The organism is Rummeliibacillus pycnus (assembly GCF_002884495.1).
Lineage (GTDB): Bacteria > Bacillota > Bacilli > Bacillales_A > Planococcaceae > Rummeliibacillus > Rummeliibacillus pycnus.
The window spans coordinates 932374-955752 of record NZ_KZ614145.1 but is presented as its reverse complement, the minus strand read 5'-3'; the positions used below and the strand labels follow the sequence as shown (position 1 = coordinate 955752).

Here is a 23379-nt window from a genome sequence, read left to right as displayed (position 1 = left end):
AGTACCCATCCTTTCATTTTTTATTTGATCGCACCTTCTGATACACCTTTTATAATCGATTTTTGTGCAAAGAAGTAAGCAATGATCACTGGAACAATAGCTAATGTTAAACCGGCTAATGCAAGATGCCATTGTTTTGTATATTCTCCGAAGAAAAAGAACATTTTTAATGGTATGGTCTCCATACCTTTTTGGTTTATCACTAGTGACGGTAATAGATAATCATTCCAAATCCAGATCGTATTCAAAATACCAACCGTTACTGTAATTGGTTTTAACATTGGAAAGATAATGTACCAAAATATTTGAAATTTATTTGCGCCATCTATTGTTGCTGCTTCATCCAAGGATTTCGGAATTGAATTCAACGCGCCGTGATATAAAAAAATGGATAGACTTGCTCCAAATCCTACATACATAAAAATGAGACCTATACGATTTAACATCTCAACTTTCCCGAAAATTGTAATCAAAGGTATCATCACTGACTGAAAAGGAATTAACATCGCTGCTACAAACAAAAAGAAAATGACGGTACTAATGCGACTCTTTACACGTGATAATGCATAAGCAGCCATCCCTGAAAAAATGATGATCAAGGCTACACTAACTACAAGAATAAGGAGTGAATTTCCGAATGTCCTGATAAAATCTAATTCTTTAAATGCCTGCACATAGTTGTCAAATGTTACTGAACTAGGTGGTTTTAATGTATCTTCGAAAATTTCTCGCTTTGTTTTTAAAGAATTAATGATCATTAAATAGAATGGAAGTATCCAAATAATTCCTAATGCAATACCTAATAGTTCAAGTGGAATCAAATACGATTTCCACATTACATCTCCACCTCTCGCTTCTTATTGATATAAACTTGAATTAAAGCGATCACTGCTACAATAATGAAGAAAATAACAGCTTTTGCTTGTGCATATCCCATATCATATTTTGTAAATGCAGTATTAAAGATCTCCATAGCAACCATTTGTGTTGAATTATAAGGACCACCAGCAGTTAAAGATAAATTTTGGTCGTAGAGTTTAAAAGAGTTTGAGAGAGTTAAAAACATACTAACTGTAAAAGCAGGTGCAACTAATGGAAATAACACATAGCGAATTTTTTGAAAAGCATTGGCACCATCCATTTCAGCCGCCTCTAGTAATTCGTTTGAAACACCTTCAATATAAGCAATATAAATTACCATAATATACCCTGCCATTTGCCAGCTCATGAGAATAGCCAGTCCCCAAAACCCAGTACCTGGAGTGGATAACCAGCCTTGTAAACTATCCATTCCGATTAGTTCGCCAAAACTTGCAAATACCTTTGTGAAAACAAATTGCCATATAAAACCAAGTATTAATCCACCGATTAGATTTGGCATAAAGAAAACGGTGCGTAATAGATGATTCGTTTTTAATTTTGCTGTGACAAGGAGTGCTAGCCCAAGACCAATCAAGTTAATCAAAATAACCGAAACAATCGAAAATTTTGTTGTGAACCATAATGAATCAAGGAATTTTTCATCTTGAAATAGTGCTTTGTAGTTATCAAAGCCAATAAAATGATTTGTTTGAATGCCATTCCAATCAGTAAAAGAATAGTAGACACCAACCAATAATGGGACAATTATTACTAACGTTAACGCTATTAAAACGGGTGCTAGAAAGAGCCAATAGGCTATATTTTTTGTTCGCAAATAATCACACCTCCAATTACATTAAGCTAAAATAAGTTAAATCGGTTCAATAAAAATCTATGCTGACCAAAAAGTGATCCAATTGTTCAGCTTTGAGGACAGCATATGAATTTTCGTTATATAGAAATCATTAGTAGTTTACGTCATGCTGGTAGATGCTACGCTTAGTTTGATATTACTGAAAAAGTAAAAATAGCTTGATTTTTATGATAGAAATCATGTGTGACCACCTTAGTTAAAGTGGAATTAGCGGAGACTCCTGTGGGAAAACGAGCTAGACGAGACCCCGCAGGGAGCGAAGCGAACGAGGAGGCTCGTCAGTTCGCCCACGGAAAGCGGAGCTAATTTCACTTCATGAAAATCCTATTGTCGATCCTTTTCCCATGCTTTTTTCGTTGCATCGACTACTTCATCCCAAGTTGCTTTTTTACTTAGATATTTTTGAATTTGAACACCTAACTCATCTTGCCCCCATCCAGTTGGATATCCCATAAATGTCCAACCAATTGTTTTCCCTTTACTTGCATAGTCATAAACTGCTTTTGAAAGTGGATCTGAAATTTTGGAAGAATCATAGCCATTGTACGCTGGGATAAATTTGAAATCATTTAAGACAATTTGTTTTCCTTCCTCAGAAGTGTAAAGCCAATCTAAGAATTTCTTGGATTCAGTAATCACTTTTTCATCTGCCTTACTGTTTACACCCCAATACATGGGAATTCCCACTGGAACGCTATCCCCTTTATATCCTTCAACAGGAATTGGTAGTAATCCAATACCATTGTCAGCAAAGTCTTTATCAATGCTAGTAATTGAGTTATAAACCCAGTTCCCTTGTTGAATAATCGCCACTTTTTGAAGTGAGAATAGTTCTTCTACTTGTTTGGAATAGTCTAAGCTCACTGTCGGTTGAACCGAGTATTGATTTTGTAAATCAAGTACTTTCTTAAATGCATCTTTATATTTAAAATCTACTTTTTTCGAATTAAAGGCAGTTAATACATTGTTATCAAACTCTGGCGCTAAAAACGCATTTGATAGATGTAAACCAGTAACCCAAGTTTCTTTACCTGGTAATGCAAATACAGCTTTAAGACCTAATTCTTGTTTCTTGCTATCTAGGTCTTTTACTGCTTTTTCAAGTGATGCGAAATCTGTAATAGAAGCAGGATCGATACCTGCTTTTTTGAAAATGTTTTTATTATAGATGAACCCATAGCCCTCTTGATTATATGGAAGCCCTAATACTTTGCCATCAACTGAAACACCAGCTAATGTGCCATTTAAAGCAGCTTTGGCTGAAGCAGTATCGGATAAGTCCACAAGTTTGTCTTTCCAGTCAGCTACGTCTTGAGGACCCCCGATATTATAAATAGCTGGCTCATTGCCTGAAGAGAACTTTGAACGAAGTGCCGCACCATAATCTTCGCCACCACCTACTGTTGTGATATTAATTTTGACATTTTTATTTTCTTCTTCATATTTCTTTGCAACTGCTTCAAATTGATCTTTAAATTCTACCTTGAATTGAAATATATCTAAAGTTACTGATTCCGTTTTTTGTTCTTTCGGTTTGTCAGCTGTATTGCCTTTTTCGGAAGTTCCACACCCTGTTAGTATTGCTGCTACTCCTAAGGAAGCAACTAGTAATCCTGCTCGCCACATTTTTTTCATCTTTTCCCCTCCAGATTTATTGGATTTTCGAGCTTAGTGAAAACGTTTGCACAAAACTGAGTGAAGCGTAATGTACCATATGGTTTATGTGTCCGAATTATTCACTGATTCGTAATTCTGAATCTTTATCAAAAAAATAAGCAAATTCTAATTGAATGGCGAAATGTATTTGTTCATTAGGACGTATCCATTCTTTTGAATCCATTTTCCCCACAAACGTTTGATCAGCAATAGATGAAAAGACCATTTGTTCAGATCCCGTTAATTCAGTTAAGACTACTTTTGAAGTAAACGTAAAAAATTGATGAGAGTCGATGGATGGAGTTGCTTTACCGATAAATTCAGCGCGAATTCCCATAACAATTTCTTTCCCCTCGTAACCTGCGAGTAATATGTGTTGTTCTTTTAATAATGGAATTTTAATCGTTCCAATTTGCAGGATGCCTGATTTGTAAAGTCCTTTAAAAAAATTCATTGAAGGTGAGCCAATAAAGCCCGCAACAAACATATTAGATGGTTGGTTATAAACTTCTCTTGGGGTACCAATTTGCTGAATAACACCATCTCTCATGATGACAATACGACTAGCCATCGTCATGGCTTCTGTTTGATCATGAGTGACATAAATAGTTGTCGTTTTCAAATCATTATGCAATTTCATGATTTCCGTACGCATTTGAACACGTAATTTAGAGTCTAAATTCGACAAAGGTTCATCCATTAAAAAAATGTTCGCATCTCGAACAATGGCTCTTCCTAACGCAACTCGTTGTCGCTGACCACCTGAAAGCGCTTTCGGCTTCCGTTTCAAATATGGAACTAAATCTAAAATTTCAGCCGCTTTCTCAACTCTTTCTCGTATCTCGAGTTTAGGAACTTTTCTCATTTTGAGACCAAATGACATATTGTCAAATACACTTAGATGTGGATATAACGCATAGTTTTGAAATACCATTGCGATATTCCGATCCTTTGGCTGAACATCATTCATTCTTTTACCATCAATGAATAATTCACCAGCCGATATATCTTCAAGACCAGCAATCATTCGTAATGTTGTACTTTTTCCACATCCAGATGGACCAACAAAAACAATAAATTCTTGATCATCTATTTCTAAAGTAAAATCCGAAACTGCTTTTACTTTAGAATCATAAACTTTGGAAATTCCATTTAAGGTTAAGGTCGACATTTCTTATCACATCCTTTTGCTTAATTTCTTACAAGTAAAGCAGCTCCAAGCATTCCAGATTCGTTGCCGAAAAGTGCTCTTCTGATTTCTAGCGGTTGTAATTTTAGAGGATTTACTTTATCCATCAACAAGTCCCACCAATCATGAGCTGATTCTGAAACACCCCCGCCAATCACTAGACAATCAATATCTAAAACTGCCTGTAAATTTGAAATGACAAGTGCTAAATCTGTTAAAAAACGTTCTCTAACTTCAACAGCATTTTGTTGATCATTTGTAGCTAAACGAAATAATTGCTCAGGGGTAACGAATGCATTAGTCACTGGATCGATGACACGTTTTTCCACAATCATTCTTCTTAGTGCAGTTCCTGAAACATATTGTTCGGTACATCCTTTTCTACCACAACCACACAATAATCCTTGAGGATACAAGATTAAATGGCCCACTTCGCCTGCTCCACCATGTGCTCCGTTCATCACTTTTTGATTAAAGATTAATCCTCCGCCTAAGCAAGTTCCAATCGTCAAACAAATTACTCGTTCAAAACCTCTACCTGCGCCTAATTTTGCTTCTGCAAGCGCTGCGCAATTTGCGTCATTATTAACTTCAACACGAATATTGGTCGCAGCTTCTAACAGTGACTTTACTTCTGTCCCCTCCCATCCTTCTAACTCTTTTTCGTATAGGACAATTCCTTTTTTATGATCAACCATTCCCCTTGTACCAATGCCTATTCCATCTACTTCTGGAAATTCTACTAATAACTTTTGAATCTCATTTTCTAAATATGAATATACGGGTAGTTTAGTAGGAATCGTTATATCTTTTAAAACATCAAAATTTTCAGAGATAACACCTAAACGTATCTTCGTTCCGCCGATATCAACACCGATTTTAGAACTCATTTGATTCACCCCCAATTTCAATAACAAATGCTTCATAAGGTCGAACCATCACTACACCATATGCAATTAATGGATGATCATAATTTGAAATAATTATTCTACCCTTCTGATTGTTTGCTTCAAAATCCTTCCAATCTATTTGTTCTGTTTCATCGTAAAAATTGGCTACTACGATCCATTCCTTGTTATCTAACTTTCTTTTATAGATAAAAAGACTTGGATGTTCACGGAGTAATAATTGAAAAGAACCATCTATAAGTATGTCGTGTTCTTTTCGGAGTTGTATGAGTTTTTGATAGGTGTAGAAAATCGATGATGTATTTTTCACTGCCGCTTCGACATTTATGTTCAATGTATTTTCATTCATAGCAATCCATGGGATACCTGTTGTAAAGCCTCCTGTTTTTGACCATTGCATGGGTGTTCTTGCATTATCGCGTCCTTTTGCGTAAATACTTTTCATCAGATCCTCATGTTTCATTCCTTGCTGACACTTGTCTTTATACATATTCAAAGTTTCAATATCGCGATACTGTTCAATCGTTTGGAATTTCACATTAGTCATACCAATTTCTTCACCTTGATAGATAAAAGGTGTCCCTTGCATCATATGAAGTGAAATTGCTAACATTTTTCCAGACAATTCGCGATACAACTCGCTGTCATTTCCAAATCTTGAAACAATACGAGGTTGATCATGGTTATTCCAATACAAACTGTTCCAACCAGTATCGTGGAGCTCTAGTTGCCATTTTTCAAAAACTCGTTTCAACGTAACTAGGTTTAAAGGCTGTAAATCCCATTTTCCATAGGAACCACTATCTAATTCCATATGTTCAAAAGTGAAGATCATCTGTAGTTCTTTATTTTGTGGATTTGTATAGGCTTTGGCATAAGCTGGAGAGGTACCTGGCATTTCTCCGACAGTTAGTACATCATATTGTTTTAAAACTGCATCATGCATTTCTTTTATATATTCATGAATATTAGGTCCATTGATAAAAAAAGGACTACCGTCACCGAATTGATGATGAGGCTGGATTTCACCATCTGGAAATCGATGGTCTTTCGATATAAAGTTAATGACATCCATTCGAAACCCACCAATCCCCTTATCAAGCCAAAACTTCATCATATTAAAAATTTCATGTCTCACTTGTGGATTTTCCCAATTTAAATCCGGCTGTTTTTTTGAAAATAAATGTAAATAATACTGATTCGTTTGTTCGTGCTTTTGCCAGGCACTACCTGAGAATATGGATCCCCAATTATTGGGTGGAAGTTCTTTCTGTCCATCACGCCAAATATAATAATCTCGGTACTTTGAATCGAGAGAGGAACAAGATTCAAGAAACCAAGCATGTTCATCTGAAGTATGGTTAACGACCAAATCCATGATAACTCGAATGCCATATTTTCTAGCTTGTACAATCAACTCTTCAAAGTCTTTCATTGTTCCAAATTCTTCCATAATTTTGAAATAATCTCGAATATCATATCCATTATCATCGTTCGGTGAATCATAAATTGGGCTCAACCAAATCACATCAACCCCAAGATGTTGTAAATAACTCAGTTTTGAAATGATGCCACGTAAATCGCCGATTCCATCACCATTAGAATCCATAAAACTTCTAGGATATATTTGATAAACAACACTTCGCTTCCACCAAGGTTCATGTAACTGAACCATCTCATCACTCCAATCTCAAGCGTAAGAGACAATGCCTAATCGTAATTACCTATACTTATGCAAACGATTGCACTTACATGCTAATGGGAAAATTATATTTTTAATGAGATATCAATTTTCAATCTGTTAGAAGTTTATGCTATAAGTTATTCTTGTTATTTTTAATAGTGACGTACTAAAATAAGATATTCGTATAAGAAAGTTAGCTGTACGAACTAATGTTTGGTTTACAAATTTATGTAAAAAAAGATTGATCCGATTTCTCGAGATCAATCTACATGTAAGTCTCTGAATGAGGAGATAACTGTCAAAAGTGTGGGCAAGAGAATAATTAAGGCAAGAATAATCCAAATAGTTCCTTCGAACACTGCCCTATTTCCTTGAGCAACATGAATGGTTTCCCACAATATGAAGGTAAATAAAAGAAAACTCATATTTTTGATAAATGACAGCATCAGTACACTCTGCTTAATCATTCTTTCCATTTTTGCATCTACCATTTCGATCGGAGAGTTATGCCAATCTGGATGGCTTTCGAGAAATTGAAGAACAATTGTAATAACCAACGTTATGAAAGGCAATAGTAACAATTCCCATTTTGAGCCGTAATGATCCACATTTCCGCCAATGCCAAAATGTGTCGGTACTTTCGACGGAATCGTTGACCAATTGATCATCAAATAGGAAATAGAGGCAACAAATAGCCCAATACCAACAGTATCCATTAAATGCATGAGCAATGTTTTCTTAACAGTCATTTCTTGCTTCATTTCATCCCCACCTTTTATTCAGTCCTGCATCACACATTAGAATTTTAGTACTTGTTATAATGTGTAGAATTGTGATTATTTATGTATTAAATTAGTATATGTAGATTAATTATTATTTAGATTTTTGAATCAATTTCATAAATTGAAATAAATACGAATGAAAGTAGGTCATATTATGACTCATTTTAAAATTGCGGTTATTGCTGGAGATGGTATTGGACCAGAAGTAATTGCTGAAGGTATTAAAGTGTTGAATTTTATCGCTTCACATAGAGAAGATTTAGAATTTGAATTTACATATTTCCCTTGGAGTTGCCAATATTATTTAGAACATGGACATATGATGCCACCTGATGGGATACAACAACTTCAAGAATTCGATGCTATTTATCTTGGTGCTGTCGGCTATCCCGGTGTTCCAGATCATATTTCGTTATGGGATCTCTTATTAACAATCCGTAAAGAATTTGATCAATATGTCAATATCCGTCCAATTCGTCTATTAGAGGGAGCCCCTAATGTTCTGATAAATGGTAGTAAAGAAAATATTGATATGCTTTTTATTCGAGAGAATAGTGAAGGTGAATACGCTGGTGTTGGTGATCGACTATTTAAAGGAAAACCAGAAGAAGTGGTTTTGCAAACAGGTGTCTTCTCTAGAAAAGGGACAGAAAGAATTATTCGTTATGCTTTTGAAGAAGCAGCAAAATCACATAAATCACTCACTAGCATTAGTAAAGGGAATGCACTTAATTATTCAATGGTTTTCTGGGATGAAATAGTTGAAGAAGTGGCAAAAGATTATCCAAATGTTCCGACTGCATCTTATTTAGTTGATGCTGCTGCAATGCTTATGATAAAGGATCCTAAGCGTTTTGAAGTCGTTGTCACTTCCAACTTGTTTGGAGATATTTTAACGGATTTAGGAGCAGCTTTAGCAGGTGGAATGGGACTTGCTGCAGGTGCAAATATTAATCCCGAACGTAAATGGCCCTCTATGTTCGAGCCAATACATGGTTCTGCACCTGATATTGCAGGAAAACAAATTGCTAATCCCCTTGCAGCCATTTGGTCAGCTAGCCAAATGTTAGACTTTTTTAGATATGAGGAGATGGGTAAACTAGTGATTGATGCTATTGAAGAAGTATTGGTTTCAAAACAATCCCTTACTCCTGATTTAGGTGGTACTGCATCTACTAGTGAATTAGGAGATGCTCTAATGACAGTACTTCAAAGAAAATTACAATAATATACAATTAAAAGGTAGATTATTTGCTGATATAAGTCAAATAATCTACCTTTTTCATTGAACATACAATAAATTACTTTTATAAAACAAGTCTACTAATTCGTACCTTATTACTTAATATTTTGGCATTTGTAATAAAAATTTAATCCTATTAATTCTGATATTAATCTTTAGATTTATCATTTAATGCATGGTAAGATATGTATTTAGAAAAGGAGACGTGATGAGATGACAATTCATACAGTTACATTAAATAATGGTGTACATATGCCTAAAGTAGGTTATGGTACGTTTCGTGTAAAAGATAGTGAAGATCTTGCCGAAATGGTCACATTGGCAATAAAAGAAGGCTATCGACATATTGATACAGCTCATATATATGGTAACGAAGAAAGTGTTGGCCGTGGCATCAAAAAAGCAATTGGTGAAGGAATCGTGACACGTGAAGAATTATTTGTCACTTCTAAAGTTTGGAATGACGGACTTAGTTATGAAGATACAATTGCCGCTTACGAAGAAAGCATTCGAAAATTAGGACTAGAATATTTAGATCTTTATATTATTCATTGGCCAGGTCTAGATGACAATTATATTGAAGTCTATAAAGCGCTTGAAGAACTTTACAATAGCAAACGAGTAAAAACAATTGGTGTAAGTAATTTCCATGTGCAGCATCTTGAAAAATTACTTGCTAATACATCAGTTGTACCAGCAGTCAATCAAATTGAATTTCAACCTCGCTTAACACAATTAGATGTGCGTGAATACTGTAAAAAACATGGCATTCAAGTAGAAGCTTGGTCTCCTCTTATGAATGGTGAAATATTAAATGATCCAACACTTGTTGAAATCGCCGAAAAGTATCAAAAATCTACAGCACAAGTTGTTCTAAGATGGGATCTACAAAATCATGTTATAACTATCCCAAAATCAATGACACCATCTCGTATTCGTGAGAACATAGATATCTTTGACTTTAACCTTTCAGAAGATGAACTTGGAAAAATTTCTTCACTAAATGAAGATTTCCATTACGGCCCAAATCCAGAAGTTTTTAATTTTAAATAACTTTTATCAAAACCAAAAGCTCAAACATTTTGTTTGGGCTTTTCGTCATTTTATTATTTAAACTCCAGTCTCACTCCGATACGAAAGGACTGATAGATCAAAAAGGTGGAATTGTACTCGATTCTTATTTATTTTATTGCCAACATCTTATTTTTAAGCTCGAAAACTTTCGGCATATTTTAATACAAGCTGCGTTCGGGAAGTTACTTGAAATTTTCGATACAAATTTTGCAGATGCTTCTTTACTGTATTTTCACTGACATATAGATAACTGGCTATTTCTGCATTTTTAAACCCCTTACATAAATACATTAACAGCTCTTTTTCACGTTGTGTAATTTGCAATGACTCGCCTGGCTGAACATATTGATGTAATAAATAAACATTTTCAATCATTTGCTTTACATACAATAGCTTTTGACTATCCTGCTCTGTAAATGGTATTTCCCCTTCTTTTCGCAAAAAGCCAATAGCCGCTGCTGGTTTTTGCTGATTGTACAGATACATAGCCATTTCATCTGTAAAATTATTTAAGTGTAAAAAGCGGTCAACATAGTACCGCTTTTTTTTCATCGATATTACTTCATTTCGTTGCATTAATTGAATATCGGGTTGGTTTTGGACATTCACTGGGTGTAAAGGATCATAATATTTATATTCATGTAGATAATTTTGTACTGTATATGTCTCTATATTAAAACAGACAGGCTGTTCATTTAACTCCCCATCTTCTACTTCCCAAAATATCGTATGCTCATATTGAAAACATTCACTCAATACTTTCAACATATTCAATTTAAAGTCTTCACTTGTTTGTTGCATATTCAAATTCGAAATCCTAAAAGTTGCTTCTAATAAACGCTCCACCTCTTTATGCTCATACAATATTAATTCCTCCTTTTCTCTAATAAGTTCATATATTCTCGTTCAAAACGAATTATCCTTTTGGGTAATAGTAATTTTTTTCATTTCAATTTAAGATGAATTTGTAAGTCAAAAGTATAATGAGGTGATCAAATGAATTTACAAGAATATGCATCATATGATGGTCTTGGATTAGCGGAGTTAGTAAAAACAAAGCAAGTGACACCACAAGAACTTACAAAATTAGCGTTACAAGGTATTGAAAAGGTTAACCCTTCGATTAATGCCGTTGTCAGCGTGTTAGAGGAACAGGCTGACAAAGCGATTTCAACTTTAAATGATCAACAACCCTTTGCAGGTGTCCCATTTTTAATTAAAGAAGTTGTACTCCATGCGGAAGGTGTGCCGCATAGTATGGGCAGTCGTGTTGCAGAAAACGCTGTAATGTCTGTCGATAGTGAATTAATGAAACGTTTTAAAAAAGCTGGTTTCGTGTTAAGCGGTACAACCACAACTCCTGAGTTCGGCTATAATGCCGCAACAGAAGCTGTCATTTATGGTCCAACACGTAACCCATGGAATCTAGATCATAGCCCTGGTGGTTCAAGTGGTGGTGCAGCCGCTTCTGTCGCAAGTGGTATCGTCCCAATCGCTCATGGTAATGATGGAGGGGGATCCATTCGTATTCCTGCATCATGCAGTGGTGTTGTTGGCTTAAAGCCTTCACGTGGTCGCGTGCCTATGGGACCTTATAATAGTGAGGCATTAAATGGGCTAGCAATTGAATTTGCGCTGACAAAAACCATTCGTGATACCGCTACATTACTGGACCAAGTTGCTGGGCCAGACTTAGGATGCTACTCGATTATTCAAAGTCCAGAAATGCCTTACAGTAAAGCCATTCAACAGAAGGTACGTCCATTGAAGATCGCCTGGACAACAGAAACAAATTCTGGTGCATTGGTTGATCATGAATGTATCGAGGCCGTACAAAAGGCCGTAAAATTATTAGAAGAATTAGGGCATGAAGTAGTCGAAGCTCGACCAGTTTACGACGGAGCATCATTTTCACGAGCAACGGTCAATATTTGGACAGCGAATATTTATAAAATGATTGTGGGGGCATCAGAATTAACAGGTAAAACACCGTCACGCGATAATATTGAAGCAGCCATTTGGCAATGCTATGAATATGGTAAAAACTTAAAAGCTAGTGCACTTTTAGAAGCCATTAATACGAATGCACTTGTATCACGTCAAGTAGCGACATTCTTTGCAGATTATGATGTGCTTTTAAGCCCAACAATCGGCACATTACCAGCAAAAATTGGTGAGCTAAATGCGGATAATCCAAATATCTCGGCGATTGAATGGACAGAACAAATTTTCACATACGCACCGTTTACCAATTTGTTTAACGCAACAGGTCAACCATCATTATCATTGCCGCTTGCGATGAGTGAGTCTGGCTTACCAATCGGACTGCAATTTACAGGACGCTTCGCAGATGAGTTAACCCTTCTACAGCTCGGGAAACAATTAGAAGAATCTGCTCCTTGGAAAGATCGTAAACCACCCGTGCATGTGGGGGTAGAAGTTGCAGAAATCGCGAAAAAATAAAAAAAGTAGGTGCAAGATTTTTTCTTGTACCTACTTTTTGCTAGTTATCGGACTCCAAATGCACTCAGGATATGCCTTGCCCCCTTGACCTGTGCAATAGAAAATAGATTAGTCGCTACAAACGTTTTTTGATATTCGAAACACTAAACTTTATAACATCCAAAAGTGGTTTCTGTCTATTTCTCTAAATTCAATCATAATTTCTTCCTTCTTGATTGATTATTCTTGCTTACTTTTGAAATGTTCCCAAATGCAGCACTCTCTATTGATGTACGTATTTTGGGGGATTTCCTTTCCTCCTATTGTAAAAAAGTTCAACAAAAAGAGCGTTAATCCTGCTTGGATCAACGCCTAATCTTACTTCTTTGAAAAAATTACTTACGGAAGAATGATATAAAACTTCAGAATTACTAGGTATAAACACCGTCACACGTATCAGGTGCTGGTTCATAAAAACAATGGTTTTTGAATTGTCCAGTAAAAGGTTGACCGTACCATTCTGGAGGGCATGGAGCATATGGATTGAAATACCAAAGGGCATATTTTGCCGGGTGTTGTCTCCAATACTCCAAGGTTTGCCTTGCTAATCTTTGTTCATTTGGCCTTGCTCTTTGATAAAACATATTCCCTTTTTGTACAGCTTCAAATGAATAATTTCCTCCTTGTACCTGATAAATGACATCTTCAATTGTTCTTAAATCTTTAAAGTCTAAACAATTTGATACAAGGCGATTCACAATTACATTTCCAACAAATAACATACCTAGATTTCCTTCACCCTCTGCTTCTGCCCTCATCATCCTTGCCATTAAGTCAACATCAGCACTTCGATAATTTGCTCTTGGCATATTTTCACCTCTAAAATATAATATGAAAATTAACTGAATTGTTGTCATTGTTTGTAAAATAAGCATGATTGGATTTGAATACTTGCGTTTTTCAATAAAATATTCATAGAGGTTAAGTTATTTCTACTGTCACAATCACTTGTTTGTTCCTCTAAAAGATAGTTATCACTTAGCTATTCTGATAATTTAATAAAAAAGGTAAGTATAAGAATCAATCTATACAGTATTGTTACTGAAAAGGGTTAATCAGAGCGAACAAATATTTTTCCATTCATTTTTTGGTATGATATAATAAAAACAATTACATATTATTATTAAACTTAAAACATGGTGCTTTTCATTTGAAAAAGCACCATGTGTCATTTTATGGGGAATGATAAGTATTTTCATTATCACCTCCTATTTAGAGATGGTTTAATACAGAAGGGAGATTTATATGTCAGAGACTGATATAAATAAAGGCACACATGATGAAAAGCATTTTATGGCATCCGATTTAATTCGTGATATTGTAATCGGTATGTCTGATGGATTGACTGTTCCCTTTGCACTTGCTGCCGGTTTATCAGGAAGTATTTCAAATGCAAGTTTAGTTGTCGTAGCAGGTGTTGCAGAAATTGCTGCGGGGTCAATTGCAATGGGGCTTGGTGGTTATCTTGCTGCACGAACAGATGAGGAGCATTATGCATCCGAAATGGAACGGGAAAGAAGAGAAATTGTGGAATTGCCCGATCGCGAAAAAGAAGAAGTGGCTGAAATATTGCGTGAATGGAATCTGCCTGAATCCTCAATCCATGAAGCAGTTAATGCAATGAGTAAAGATCCCGAAAAATGGGTAGATTTCATGATGAAATATGAGCTTGGTCTTGAAAAGCCAGAACCAAAGCGTGCTTTAACGAGCTCAGCTACGATTGGTGTATCCTATATTGTTGGTGGGCTTATTCCTTTATTCCCATATATGATTATTTCAAATGCTAACTCAGCGCTTCTTCTTTCCGTAATAATGACACTGATTGCATTGTTTATTTTCGGATTTGTCAAAGGAAAAATTACAGGATCGAAGCCTTTTAAAAGTGCTTTCCAAACGACATTGGTCGGTGGCCTAGCTGCAGGCATAGCTTTTTTAATTGCAAGATTGATATCGTAATTTTTTCCAATAAAACAATAATGCATGGGGTCTGGGTACGTACAATCTTTATAGTACGTGCCCTTTTTTCAGGCATGAAAATGACTTAGCGTTAATCTCTTTCTTAAACCGATGACGATATTTAAACAATTTTTTTAATATAAATAAGATGTCTACTTTCACCTCAGTGCATTCAGGTCATTTGATTTCCAAACAACCTTTATAAGCTAAATCCTAAGCAAACAAACAGGATTAATGATAAAATAATTTCATTCTATTTGCTAAAGGAGTTTTAGTTTTGAAAGCACTTGTTTTCTACAAATTTGGTGGTTCTGATGTTCTACATTATGAGGAATTGCCGAATCCAAAAATTCAACCAAACGAAGTCTTAGTTCGTACTAAAAGTATCGGACTAAATTTTGCTGATATCTATAGAAGAAAAGGAAATTATCATTTAGTTGGAAAACCACCCTATATCCTTGGTTATGAAGGAGCGGGTATAATTGAGGCGGTTGGTCAAAATGTTACGGAAGTACAAATTGGTGATCGTGTAGCATTCGCAGATGTTCCATTCGCAAATGCAGAACTGGTAGCAGTACCAGCAGATAAATTAATCATGTTACCGGAAGAAATTTCTTTTGATATAGCATCTGCCATACTATTACAAGGGTTAACAGCACACTATTTAACAAGTGATAGCTATCAAGTTCAACCACATGATACAGTTGTGGTTCATGCAGCATCTGGTGGTGTTGGTCAAAATTTAATACAAATCGCAAAAATCTATGGTGCAAAAGTAATTAGCCTTACTTCAACTAAGGAAAAAGCAAATAAAGCTTTGAAAATTGGGGCAGATGTTGCTTTTACATATGATGACAACTGGGTTCAATCAGTAATTGATTTTACGAATGGTAAGGGGGCAGATGTAGTTTACGAATCTGTCGGCTCAACGCTCGAAGATAGTTTTCAAGCAACTCGGATCGGTGGGACAGTCGTATTCTTTGGAATGTCAGGAGGAGACCCTGCTCCAGTTGATCCACGTATGTTAATGGATACTTCCAAAACATTAACTGGTGGCGATTTATGGAACGTTCTTACATCATTTGAAGAACGTCAAAAACGTTCTAAACAATTATTCGACTGGATAATTGCTGGTAAACTTCAACTTCAATCCCCTACTGTATTTTCTCTTGCAGAAGGAGCAAAAGCTCATGACTATCTCGAAAGTCGCAAAAGCACAGGAAAAATATTATTACGACCTTAAATGTTGCGTTATACAAGAAGTAATCAATAAGAATCGTCCAAAAATGGATGATTCTTATTTTTTTAAAATTTTGAATAGTTGATGGAGAAAATAACAAAGTATTTTGTTAGTAAAAGTGTGAATTTCTGATTTTATCTAGCAATGGTATGATCTGATCGTTTTCTTTATCGTATTTCATATATAAATCAACTGTAGGCAATTCAAATAAATCAAAGTCTATACTATTAAATCTTCCTTCCATCATTTCTTTATAAATAATGGATTTAGGTAAAAATGCCATGCCTAAACCATCTTTCACAAATCGTTTAACGATGTAGCTTTGTGATATAGACATTAAACGAACTGTACTAATATACTTTTGTAGTAATGGTTCGATTAAAATGGCCTCTTTTAAATGCCCTGTAAACAAGGGATATTTAGCAAATAAATCCGATAGTTCATAATATCTCCCTGTTTCATCATCCTGACGATCAAGAGGACAAACTAACTGCATTGGACTAGAAATAATCTTTTCAGCATGAATCAAGCGATGCTTACTTTTTCCAATTCCTATACCAATATGCGCTTTATTTGAAAGTAGCTGCTCATCAATCAATTCCGAATCTTCCACAATAATTCGAATATCATATTCTAGATGCTCCATCAGAAATTGATAAATAATATGCGGTAAATTCGTCTCAGTTAATAGTGGTGATAAAACGACTGTTATTTCCGTTTTCTTTTGCTTTGAAAATAGCTGAGTCGATCGCTTACTTTCCGCTACTTTTGCTAAAATTTCATGTGCTTGTTTTAAGAAAAATGCTCCTTCTTCGGTTAAAGAAATCTTCGTATGTTCCCTGTTAAACAGCTGAACGTGGAGACTTTCTTCTAGTTGATGGATATGAACAGTAATACTCGGTTGTGAAATAAACAATTGATCTGCAGCTTCCCGAAAGTTTCCAGTTTTAGCTGCTACTACAAATGATTGGATCCATTTTAATTCCATGCCACACCTCTAATTAAAAATATTAATCAATTTGATTTAATTTCATTAATTTTCTTAATATATAATCTAGTTTATTATAAATTGTATAAAATTGTAAGAGGTGATCCCCCATGCATTCACTTATCCAAGTATTCAATCGTTTTGCAGAAAATGAAGCTAAAACAAGTAGTCCCCTTTATTATTTTTGGAGCAAAGAAATAATCCGTGACAAAGAAATGCTTCAATTTATCGAAAAGATACCTGCTTCACAGCCTAAACCAAATCTATTTTTTGCATCGGTTCAATATGTACTTTCCAAAACAGAAGATCCTTTAAAAAAATACGTAGCATCATTTACTCATCCCCCACTGCCGATCGAAGATTCTTATAAGGTCTTAAAGAAATTTGTAAAGAGGTATTATTCAGAAATTGAACATTGTTTTCACACGAAATACGTTCAAACAAATGAGGTTCGTCGAGGAACTTATTTGCATCCTATATTTAGCAAAATTGCAAATCAGGCACAAAAGCCATTAGTATTAATTGAGATTGGTACTAGTGCTGGGCTTTTATTAAATGTGGATCAATTTTATTATGAAATAAAACAAGGAAATGAAACAATTTTTTATGGAAATTCAGCAAGTGAAGTGTGCTTGAAATCCGAGAATTTAGGCAAACGTTTAGAAAATTGCTCAGACTACCAAGTGTCAGAGCGATATGGTATCGATTTGAATATTATTCGACTAGATTATGAAGAAGATTATTTATGGATGGAATCACTCATTTGGCCAGAACAAATAGAACGACGTCAACTTTTTAAAAATGCTGCTATTGTAAATAATGCTATTTCAAAAATATTGCTTGAAGGAGATCTGTTTCACTTACTCCCATCAGTCATCCATAACACTCCAGAGGAAAGTCAGCTTGTCATTTTTCATACACATGTTGCAAATCAATTTTCAGATGAATTAAAAGAAAATTATCAGCAGTTATTACTAGAATTAAGTCAAAAACAATCCATTTATCATGTATACAACAATATGTATGATATGAATTTACATGTAGATTATATAAATGATGGTCAAGTAGAACAAAAACGACTTTTACAAAAACCTGATGGACATGGAGCTTATTTTTATTGGTAAGTAAGTTGAGTCTCCTTTCTACACTAAACTGTGGAACATGAATAGTAAATCTGCTTTCCACATCATGATGTAGAATTAGCTTCGTTTTCCAAGAGCAAAAGGATGCAATTTCTCGTATACTTTGCTTCACTCAAGTATTCTTTTGCTTCACTCGACTTTGTTATGTGGGGTCAAGCTTCATCTTAATCCCCGTATATCACAAGAAGAATCGAAATCTAGTCTCTACTAAAATGTAATGTAATTAAATATAGAGGAAACTGACTTTATGGTTTTCTTCTTTTTCTTAAAATCAATTCAAAATCTTCACTACCAATCATTGGCGGTTCTTCTTCTTTCTTTTTTAACTTCCAACTTATAAAACCAGTAATAAGTGAAAATATAATAGCACTTTTCCAATTTATCTTAACACTCGTCATCATGGTATCCATTAAAGTAATTAAAGTAAATGTCAATACTGCATTCAAGGAAAATGATAACCAACCTTTACTGGATTGAATAACACCTACAGTTTTTAATGCTTTGGGAATTGCATTTGCTATCAATGAAAGCGGTAATTCAAGTAATAAATAGAACCCGAAGAAAATTACAATTGAACCAAATGAATCATATTGTAAGCCAAGTAATCTCAATATTATAAGTTCAAAAAAGGATATGCCCAGTAAAATAATTAGGACAAAAACCATACAAATAGCAATTGTTTTTATTGTTTTTATTTTAAATACTTCCTTTTAATTATTAAATTTAAGTACCTATCATTTTGCTAGGATGTTTTGTACTTTCATTATTGTGACTACCTATGAATCTCTCCTAATAATCCACAGCCACTCTTTTAAATTGCTTCATCTAAACTGTGGACCAGCAACTTTTTGACGGTAACTTAAGATCTACGTAACTAAAGTTGTTGGTCAACTTCTTAGTATTGCCCTATCATTATTTGAAAACATTCTTCCCAATTTAAAAAGTATTGGTATTAATAAAGTTAGACAAATACCTACTATTAATGTAGAAATAATTAACTCACTCCAAATGATCAAATGGTTACTAAACATTTTTCTGATAATGAAAGAATTAATAGGGATATTCAACAAAATTCCTGTAATAAGACCAGGTGCATATTGTTTCATGATGATTGTTGCCATAAAGTGTGGAACGAGCGCATTTAAAATCATTGATCCTAAAAAGCCGATAAATATCCACTTTGCTATACTATTTTCTGGAAAGTATGTATACATAAACGCGGATAAATATCCTAAAAGTGTAATAACAATAACAGCAAAATGAAATTCTCTTGGTGAAACGCTTTTTTGAAACTTCGACGCATTCTGTGACCACTTAGGTAACCAAATAGCCTCTTCTAAATTATGTAATGTAATCGCTAAACAAAAAAAGATACCAATGGATTCCACTTTAAATCCCCTCCATAATGGCGTTAATTTATATTTTTAGCAGTTAGTTCTTGCTGTTGTAGCAGTTTTGCAATATAAATAAATCCATAAAATGATATACCTCCAATGCCCCATCCAATAATTTGTCTAATAACAATTCCTTTGTCAAAAGCATCTACTCCATAGTTAGAAATTAGCCAAACTTTAATGGTAGATAGTAATATGTCTTTAAATGCAAAGCCAAAAGTAATCCATTTAAAAATTAATAGTATCTTCTTTTGAAAGAATAGTTCTTTCATCTGGTTATGTCCCTGCATTTCAACAAAATCTAGTGAGAAATATAAGTAGATAGGACGATTCACTAAAATTGAAACGATGTATACAATCCCAAAGAAATAGGAGTAATAGACATTATTCCAAAGCATTTGAATGGCAGATCCTGATAAAACATCAATCAATGTACCAACAATCAAACTACTAATCATAAATAAACCAAAGAAATTGAATTTCTTAAGTAAAAAGAAACGAATTATACTATAAATGATTCCAGGGACAGAGGAAATGAGCATAGCATAGTAATCATCGATATACTTCCTGCTGAAATGCCAAATAACTAATGGGAAAACTACATAAAAGATTAAGTCTACTATTCCTACATTCTTATGCAACCTTTACCCCTCACTCTTATGTTTGGATATCCATGATCTATTCAAATTGAATTCAATATTTATTATAAATATTTCATCATTAGAGGGACTGACCTCTACTATTTTTAAAACAATAATCTATATAGGACATAACCTAAAATCAATACTACTATTAAAATTCCAGTACCTTTCCAACCGAGTCCACCGGCTAAATCAGGTAAATTTCCATTTCCTACACGATTAACTCCATCATTTAATGTACCAAAGGGGTTGTTCTTTAATTCTTCTCGTCTTATCCGTTCTCTTTTCTCTTCAGGTTTTTCTTGTCGAGAACCCATATAATCACCTCACAATAAAAATTATTCTTTTCATAACTATGCTTCCATGTTCGACTCCTGGAAGAGATTAAAAAATGGACAGGTGTATATAAATTTCCATAAATTAGATTAATTTCAATACTATATAAAAAAGCATCTCAATACAATAGTAAATTGAGATGCTTCTTTCACTTAAAGTATTTCTTTAATGATTTTTCTATAATAATTTGATGTAAGAATCGCAAAGACTGAATATAGGAGAATGTATATTCCCATTGTAACGAGGAGTGGTACTACTAATTCTGTACCAAAGAACATCCAACCTGATTTTACGGCAAAATAACTGTGGCTTATACCAATTAGTAATGGTAAACCGAAACTGAATAATTGTTTTCGATGGATACCTCTCATAATTTCATCCGTTGAGAAACCAATTTTTCGTAACGTCATGAAGGATCCACGTTCTTCTTCTGCTTCTGTCATTTGTTTAAAGTATAAAATACTACCTGTTGCTAGTAAGAAAGCAGAGCCTAAAAAGCCGGTGATGAAAATCATTAACCCCATGTTCTCAATAAATCCTTTATAGATTTCATCTTTAGGACTTAATTGAAGCGTTGTAGTACTGCCATCTTTCATGACTGTTTTAAATGTACCATCATTTGTGGCTTTTTTAAATAAAGCTATTGCTTTTTCCATTTGGCTTTGCTCTTTAATTTGATATCCTGTATAGGATTTCCATTCTGTACTTTTTTGGATCGCTTTATTTTTTTGAAGTTGATTAAATAATTCATCTTGAATAACGATAGCTGTTGCTCCATAAGTAACTTGTGATGAAATACTAGCCTCTTTTTCTATATCGATTAGTTTTAGTTTGTGTTTAGAACCATTAACATAGAACGTCATACTTTTTCCTATCGTCATTGGCACAAATTTTTGCATAACACTGCTATACCCCGTCATAATCGCTTCATTCTTATGAAGTTGGATGTTTGGAAGTACTTGTTTTACATCACTTTCCTTCATTACAGTATTATCCATTATAATATTTTTCTTATTTTCTTCGTTTAAATCTTTTTCTAATAACGAAGTTGTATCGACTTGAACATCTAAAAGGTCAAAATTGTATTTTTTATAGTCGATATTTTCTTTCTGTAATGCAGTTTCGAAGTTTGTTTCACCCTTATGATTGACTACTGACATATCAAAGGGCATGTATTGTTCTGTTTGAGCTTCAGCAGAATAATATGAGATATAAGATAAAGATAAAATAGCTAATGCCATAGCTGTCATTAATGTAATGATTGAAAGAGATAGTGCATTACTCTTCATTCGATGCATAATTGGCGTGATAGAAAGTACATCATTTAAGGATAAATGACCCTTTCTAGACATTCGAATCATATTCATGATAAATGCGATTGAATAACGGAACATTAAGAAGGTCCCAATAATAACACTCCCTAATACCATTCCCATTTTAATATATAAATCAGTTAAAGTGACTGTTTTGTCTAATTCAAAAAGGATTGTAGATAGGTAATAGCCATAGATGATTAATCCAATTCCGATAATACCTAATAATATTTGAAATGGATTCATCTTTTTCATTTTTTGTTCTGCTTTGCTTGTCGCTTTAAACAAATCTAATAATGAAGTACGATGAACGACCCACATGGTTTGGAGTAAAACAACTATTAATAATACAGCAAATACTAAGACGGTTTGTAAAAGAGCGTCTGTTGAGAAATCTAGTGCTACCTCTCTCTTTGTATCAATCACTTTTAGGAAAATTAATGCAAAAAATCGTGAGAAGAAAAATCCGATGAGAATGCCTATAAATGTTGCACCAACCCAAAGTATGATATTCTCAATCGTTAACATATACGAAATAGTTGATTTTGGAATACCAATCATTTGATAAAGTCCAATTTCTTTACTACGTCTCTTCAAAAATAATTGATTGGCATAAAAAACAAAGAAAAATACAATGATCAATAATAGGATAGATCCTACTTTAAAGCCTGCTTCTGCCTTCATACTTGAATGAGTTAGCTTCACAATGGCTCCATTATGCTGCAATGTGACAAATGAAAAATATAAGCCTGCGCTAAAAATAAGAGCGAAAAAGTATAAATAGTAATGTTTTATATTTTTCCGCATACTACGAATTACAAGAGTACTAAGCTTCATAACCATCACCGCCTAGTACACCTTGCGTTTTCATGATTTCTTGAAAGAATTGAGTACGAGTTTTATCCCCTTTGTATATTTGAGTATAAATTTTTCCATCTTTTAAGAAAAGAACTCGACTGCAGTAACTGGCTGCTACTGGATCATGTGTAACCATCATAATCGTAACGCGATTTGATTTATTTAAAGTTCCTAAGTTTTCAAGTAATGCTGCAGCTGATTTCGAGTCAAGCGCACCAGTTGGTTCATCAGCAAAAACAATACTTGGCTTAATAATAAGAGCACGTGCAGAAGCTGTCCGTTGTTTTTGTCCACCTGAAATTTCATTTGGATACTTATTTAAAATTTCTTCGATTCCTAATTGTTTAGCTAATTGACGGCATCTTGTTTGCGCTTCTTGTTTGTTAGTTTTTCCAACTGCCAAAGGTAAAAGAATATTTTCCTTTACAGTTAAAGTATCAAGTAAATTATAATCTTGGAAGATAAAGCCCATTTCAGTACGTCTGAACGCTGATAGTTGTTTTGATTTCATTTTTTGCAATAATTGTCCATTTATTTCAACGATACCTTCTGAAGGACGATCTATTGAACAAAGAACATTGAGTAAAGTCGTTTTACCAGAGCCCGATGGCCCCATAATCCCAACAAATTCTCCCGTTTCAACTTCCAAATCGATACCCTTTAATACTTCTTGAGCGAAGAGTTTTTTTCCGTATACTTTTTTAATTTTGCTTGCTTTTAAGATTCCCATTAGATTCC

The 23379-nt window shown here is 34.3% G+C and carries 22 protein-coding genes; 6 read left to right on the top strand and 16 right to left on the bottom strand.

Annotated features, from left to right (window positions below):
• Positions 1 to 20: 20 nt before the first annotated feature.
• The 7 genes from CEF14_RS04780 to CEF14_RS04750 all read right to left on the bottom strand — a co-directional run bounded on the left by CEF14_RS04780 (position 21) and on the right by CEF14_RS04750 (position 7933).
• Positions 21 to 836 (bottom strand): carbohydrate ABC transporter permease, encoded by an 816-nt coding sequence (locus CEF14_RS04780; RefSeq protein ID WP_102691799.1) that lies wholly within the window; start codon positions 834 to 836, stop codon positions 21 to 23.
• Positions 836 to 1696, bottom strand: a complete 861-nt coding sequence (locus CEF14_RS04775) for a carbohydrate ABC transporter permease (protein ID WP_102691798.1) — start codon at positions 1694 to 1696, stop codon at positions 836 to 838. The genes CEF14_RS04780 and CEF14_RS04775 overlap by 1 nt, the downstream gene beginning before the upstream one ends.
• Before the next feature lie 363 nt (positions 1697 to 2059).
• Positions 2060 to 3370, bottom strand: a complete 1311-nt coding sequence (locus CEF14_RS04770; RefSeq protein WP_102691797.1) for an ABC transporter substrate-binding protein — start codon at positions 3368 to 3370, stop codon at positions 2060 to 2062.
• A gap of 97 nt (positions 3371 to 3467) precedes the next feature.
• Positions 3468 to 4562, bottom strand: a complete 1095-nt coding sequence (locus tag CEF14_RS04765; RefSeq protein WP_102691796.1) for an ABC transporter ATP-binding protein — start codon at positions 4560 to 4562, stop codon at positions 3468 to 3470.
• Between the two features lie 20 nt (positions 4563 to 4582).
• A complete protein-coding gene (locus tag CEF14_RS04760) occupies positions 4583 to 5470 on the bottom strand; it encodes an ROK family protein (protein WP_102691795.1) in 888 nt (295 codons plus the stop codon).
• A complete protein-coding gene (locus CEF14_RS04755; RefSeq protein ID WP_102691794.1) occupies positions 5460 to 7163 on the bottom strand; it encodes a glycoside hydrolase family 13 protein in 1704 nt (567 codons plus the stop codon). Before CEF14_RS04755 ends, CEF14_RS04760 begins: the two co-directional genes overlap by 11 nt.
• A gap of 269 nt (positions 7164 to 7432) precedes the next feature.
• Entirely contained in the window at positions 7433 to 7933 is a 501-nt protein-coding gene (locus CEF14_RS04750; RefSeq protein ID WP_102691793.1) for a DUF1648 domain-containing protein, read from the bottom strand.
• A 175-nt stretch (positions 7934 to 8108) separates the two neighbouring features.
• On the opposite strand from CEF14_RS04750, the gene CEF14_RS04745 reads away from it, so the two are divergent.
• Together CEF14_RS04745 and CEF14_RS04740 are read left to right on the top strand one after the other, a co-directional pair.
• A complete protein-coding gene (locus CEF14_RS04745) occupies positions 8109 to 9182 on the top strand; it encodes a tartrate dehydrogenase (RefSeq protein WP_102691792.1) in 1074 nt (357 codons plus the stop codon).
• Between the two features lie 228 nt (positions 9183 to 9410).
• A complete protein-coding gene (locus CEF14_RS04740) occupies positions 9411 to 10250 on the top strand; it encodes an aldo/keto reductase (RefSeq protein WP_102691791.1) in 840 nt (279 codons plus the stop codon).
• Between the two features lie 153 nt (positions 10251 to 10403).
• Here the strand turns inward: CEF14_RS04740 and CEF14_RS04735 are convergent, their stop codons facing one another.
• A complete protein-coding gene (locus tag CEF14_RS04735; protein ID WP_102691790.1) occupies positions 10404 to 11135 on the bottom strand; it encodes a response regulator transcription factor in 732 nt (243 codons plus the stop codon).
• 132 nt (positions 11136 to 11267) lie between these two features.
• On the opposite strand from CEF14_RS04735, the gene CEF14_RS04730 reads away from it, so the two are divergent.
• Positions 11268 to 12734: an amidase gene (locus CEF14_RS04730; RefSeq protein WP_102691789.1), complete on the top strand. Its 1467-nt coding sequence runs from the start codon at positions 11268 to 11270 to the stop codon at positions 12732 to 12734.
• A gap of 410 nt (positions 12735 to 13144) precedes the next feature.
• On the opposite strand, the gene CEF14_RS04725 is transcribed toward CEF14_RS04730, so the two are convergent.
• Positions 13145 to 13582 (bottom strand): cell wall hydrolase, encoded by a 438-nt coding sequence (locus CEF14_RS04725; protein ID WP_102691788.1) that lies wholly within the window; start codon positions 13580 to 13582, stop codon positions 13145 to 13147.
• Positions 13583 to 14018: 436 nt separating this feature from the next.
• Here CEF14_RS04725 and CEF14_RS04720 point away from each other — a divergent pair, with 436 nt between their 5' ends.
• On the top strand, positions 14019 to 14729 hold the full coding sequence (locus CEF14_RS04720) for a VIT1/CCC1 transporter family protein (RefSeq protein ID WP_245890051.1): 711 nt from the start codon (positions 14019 to 14021) through the stop codon (positions 14727 to 14729).
• 277 nt (positions 14730 to 15006) lie between these two features.
• Positions 15007 to 15972: a quinone oxidoreductase family protein gene (locus tag CEF14_RS04715; protein ID WP_102691787.1), complete on the top strand. Its 966-nt coding sequence runs from the start codon at positions 15007 to 15009 to the stop codon at positions 15970 to 15972.
• Positions 15973 to 16078: 106 nt separating this feature from the next.
• On the opposite strand, the gene CEF14_RS04710 is transcribed toward CEF14_RS04715, so the two are convergent.
• Positions 16079 to 16957 carry a LysR family transcriptional regulator gene (locus tag CEF14_RS04710; RefSeq protein WP_102691786.1) on the bottom strand — a complete coding sequence of 293 codons (879 nt, stop codon included), beginning with the start codon at positions 16955 to 16957 and terminating at the stop codon, positions 16079 to 16081.
• A 110-nt stretch (positions 16958 to 17067) separates the two neighbouring features.
• Between CEF14_RS04710 and CEF14_RS04705 the strand changes: the two genes are divergently transcribed.
• Positions 17068 to 18081: a DUF2332 domain-containing protein gene (locus tag CEF14_RS04705; protein WP_102691785.1), complete on the top strand. Its 1014-nt coding sequence runs from the start codon at positions 17068 to 17070 to the stop codon at positions 18079 to 18081.
• A gap of 263 nt (positions 18082 to 18344) precedes the next feature.
• Here the strand turns inward: CEF14_RS04705 and CEF14_RS04700 are convergent, their stop codons facing one another.
• From CEF14_RS04700 to CEF14_RS04675, 6 genes are all read right to left on the bottom strand, one after another.
• Entirely contained in the window at positions 18345 to 18776 is a 432-nt protein-coding gene (locus tag CEF14_RS04700; RefSeq protein ID WP_281256541.1) for a YrvL family regulatory protein, read from the bottom strand.
• Positions 18777 to 18986: 210 nt separating this feature from the next.
• On the bottom strand, positions 18987 to 19487 hold the full coding sequence (locus tag CEF14_RS04695) for an HXXEE domain-containing protein (RefSeq protein ID WP_102691783.1): 501 nt from the start codon (positions 19485 to 19487) through the stop codon (positions 18987 to 18989).
• A 23-nt stretch (positions 19488 to 19510) separates the two neighbouring features.
• A complete protein-coding gene (locus CEF14_RS04690; RefSeq protein ID WP_102691782.1) occupies positions 19511 to 20134 on the bottom strand; it encodes a VC0807 family protein in 624 nt (207 codons plus the stop codon).
• A 104-nt stretch (positions 20135 to 20238) separates the two neighbouring features.
• The gene (locus CEF14_RS04685) at positions 20239 to 20451 is read right to left on the bottom strand and encodes a DUF6366 family protein (protein WP_102691781.1); all 213 of its coding nucleotides are present in this window, start codon (positions 20449 to 20451) and stop codon (positions 20239 to 20241) included.
• Positions 20452 to 20622: 171 nt separating this feature from the next.
• A complete protein-coding gene (locus CEF14_RS04680; RefSeq protein WP_170061442.1) occupies positions 20623 to 22620 on the bottom strand; it encodes an FtsX-like permease family protein in 1998 nt (665 codons plus the stop codon).
• Positions 22610 to 23371, bottom strand: coding sequence for an ABC transporter ATP-binding protein (locus tag CEF14_RS04675; protein ID WP_102691779.1), 762 nt, complete (start codon positions 23369 to 23371; stop codon positions 22610 to 22612). Before CEF14_RS04675 ends, CEF14_RS04680 begins: the two co-directional genes overlap by 11 nt.
• Between the last annotated feature and the right edge of the window lie 8 nt (positions 23372 to 23379).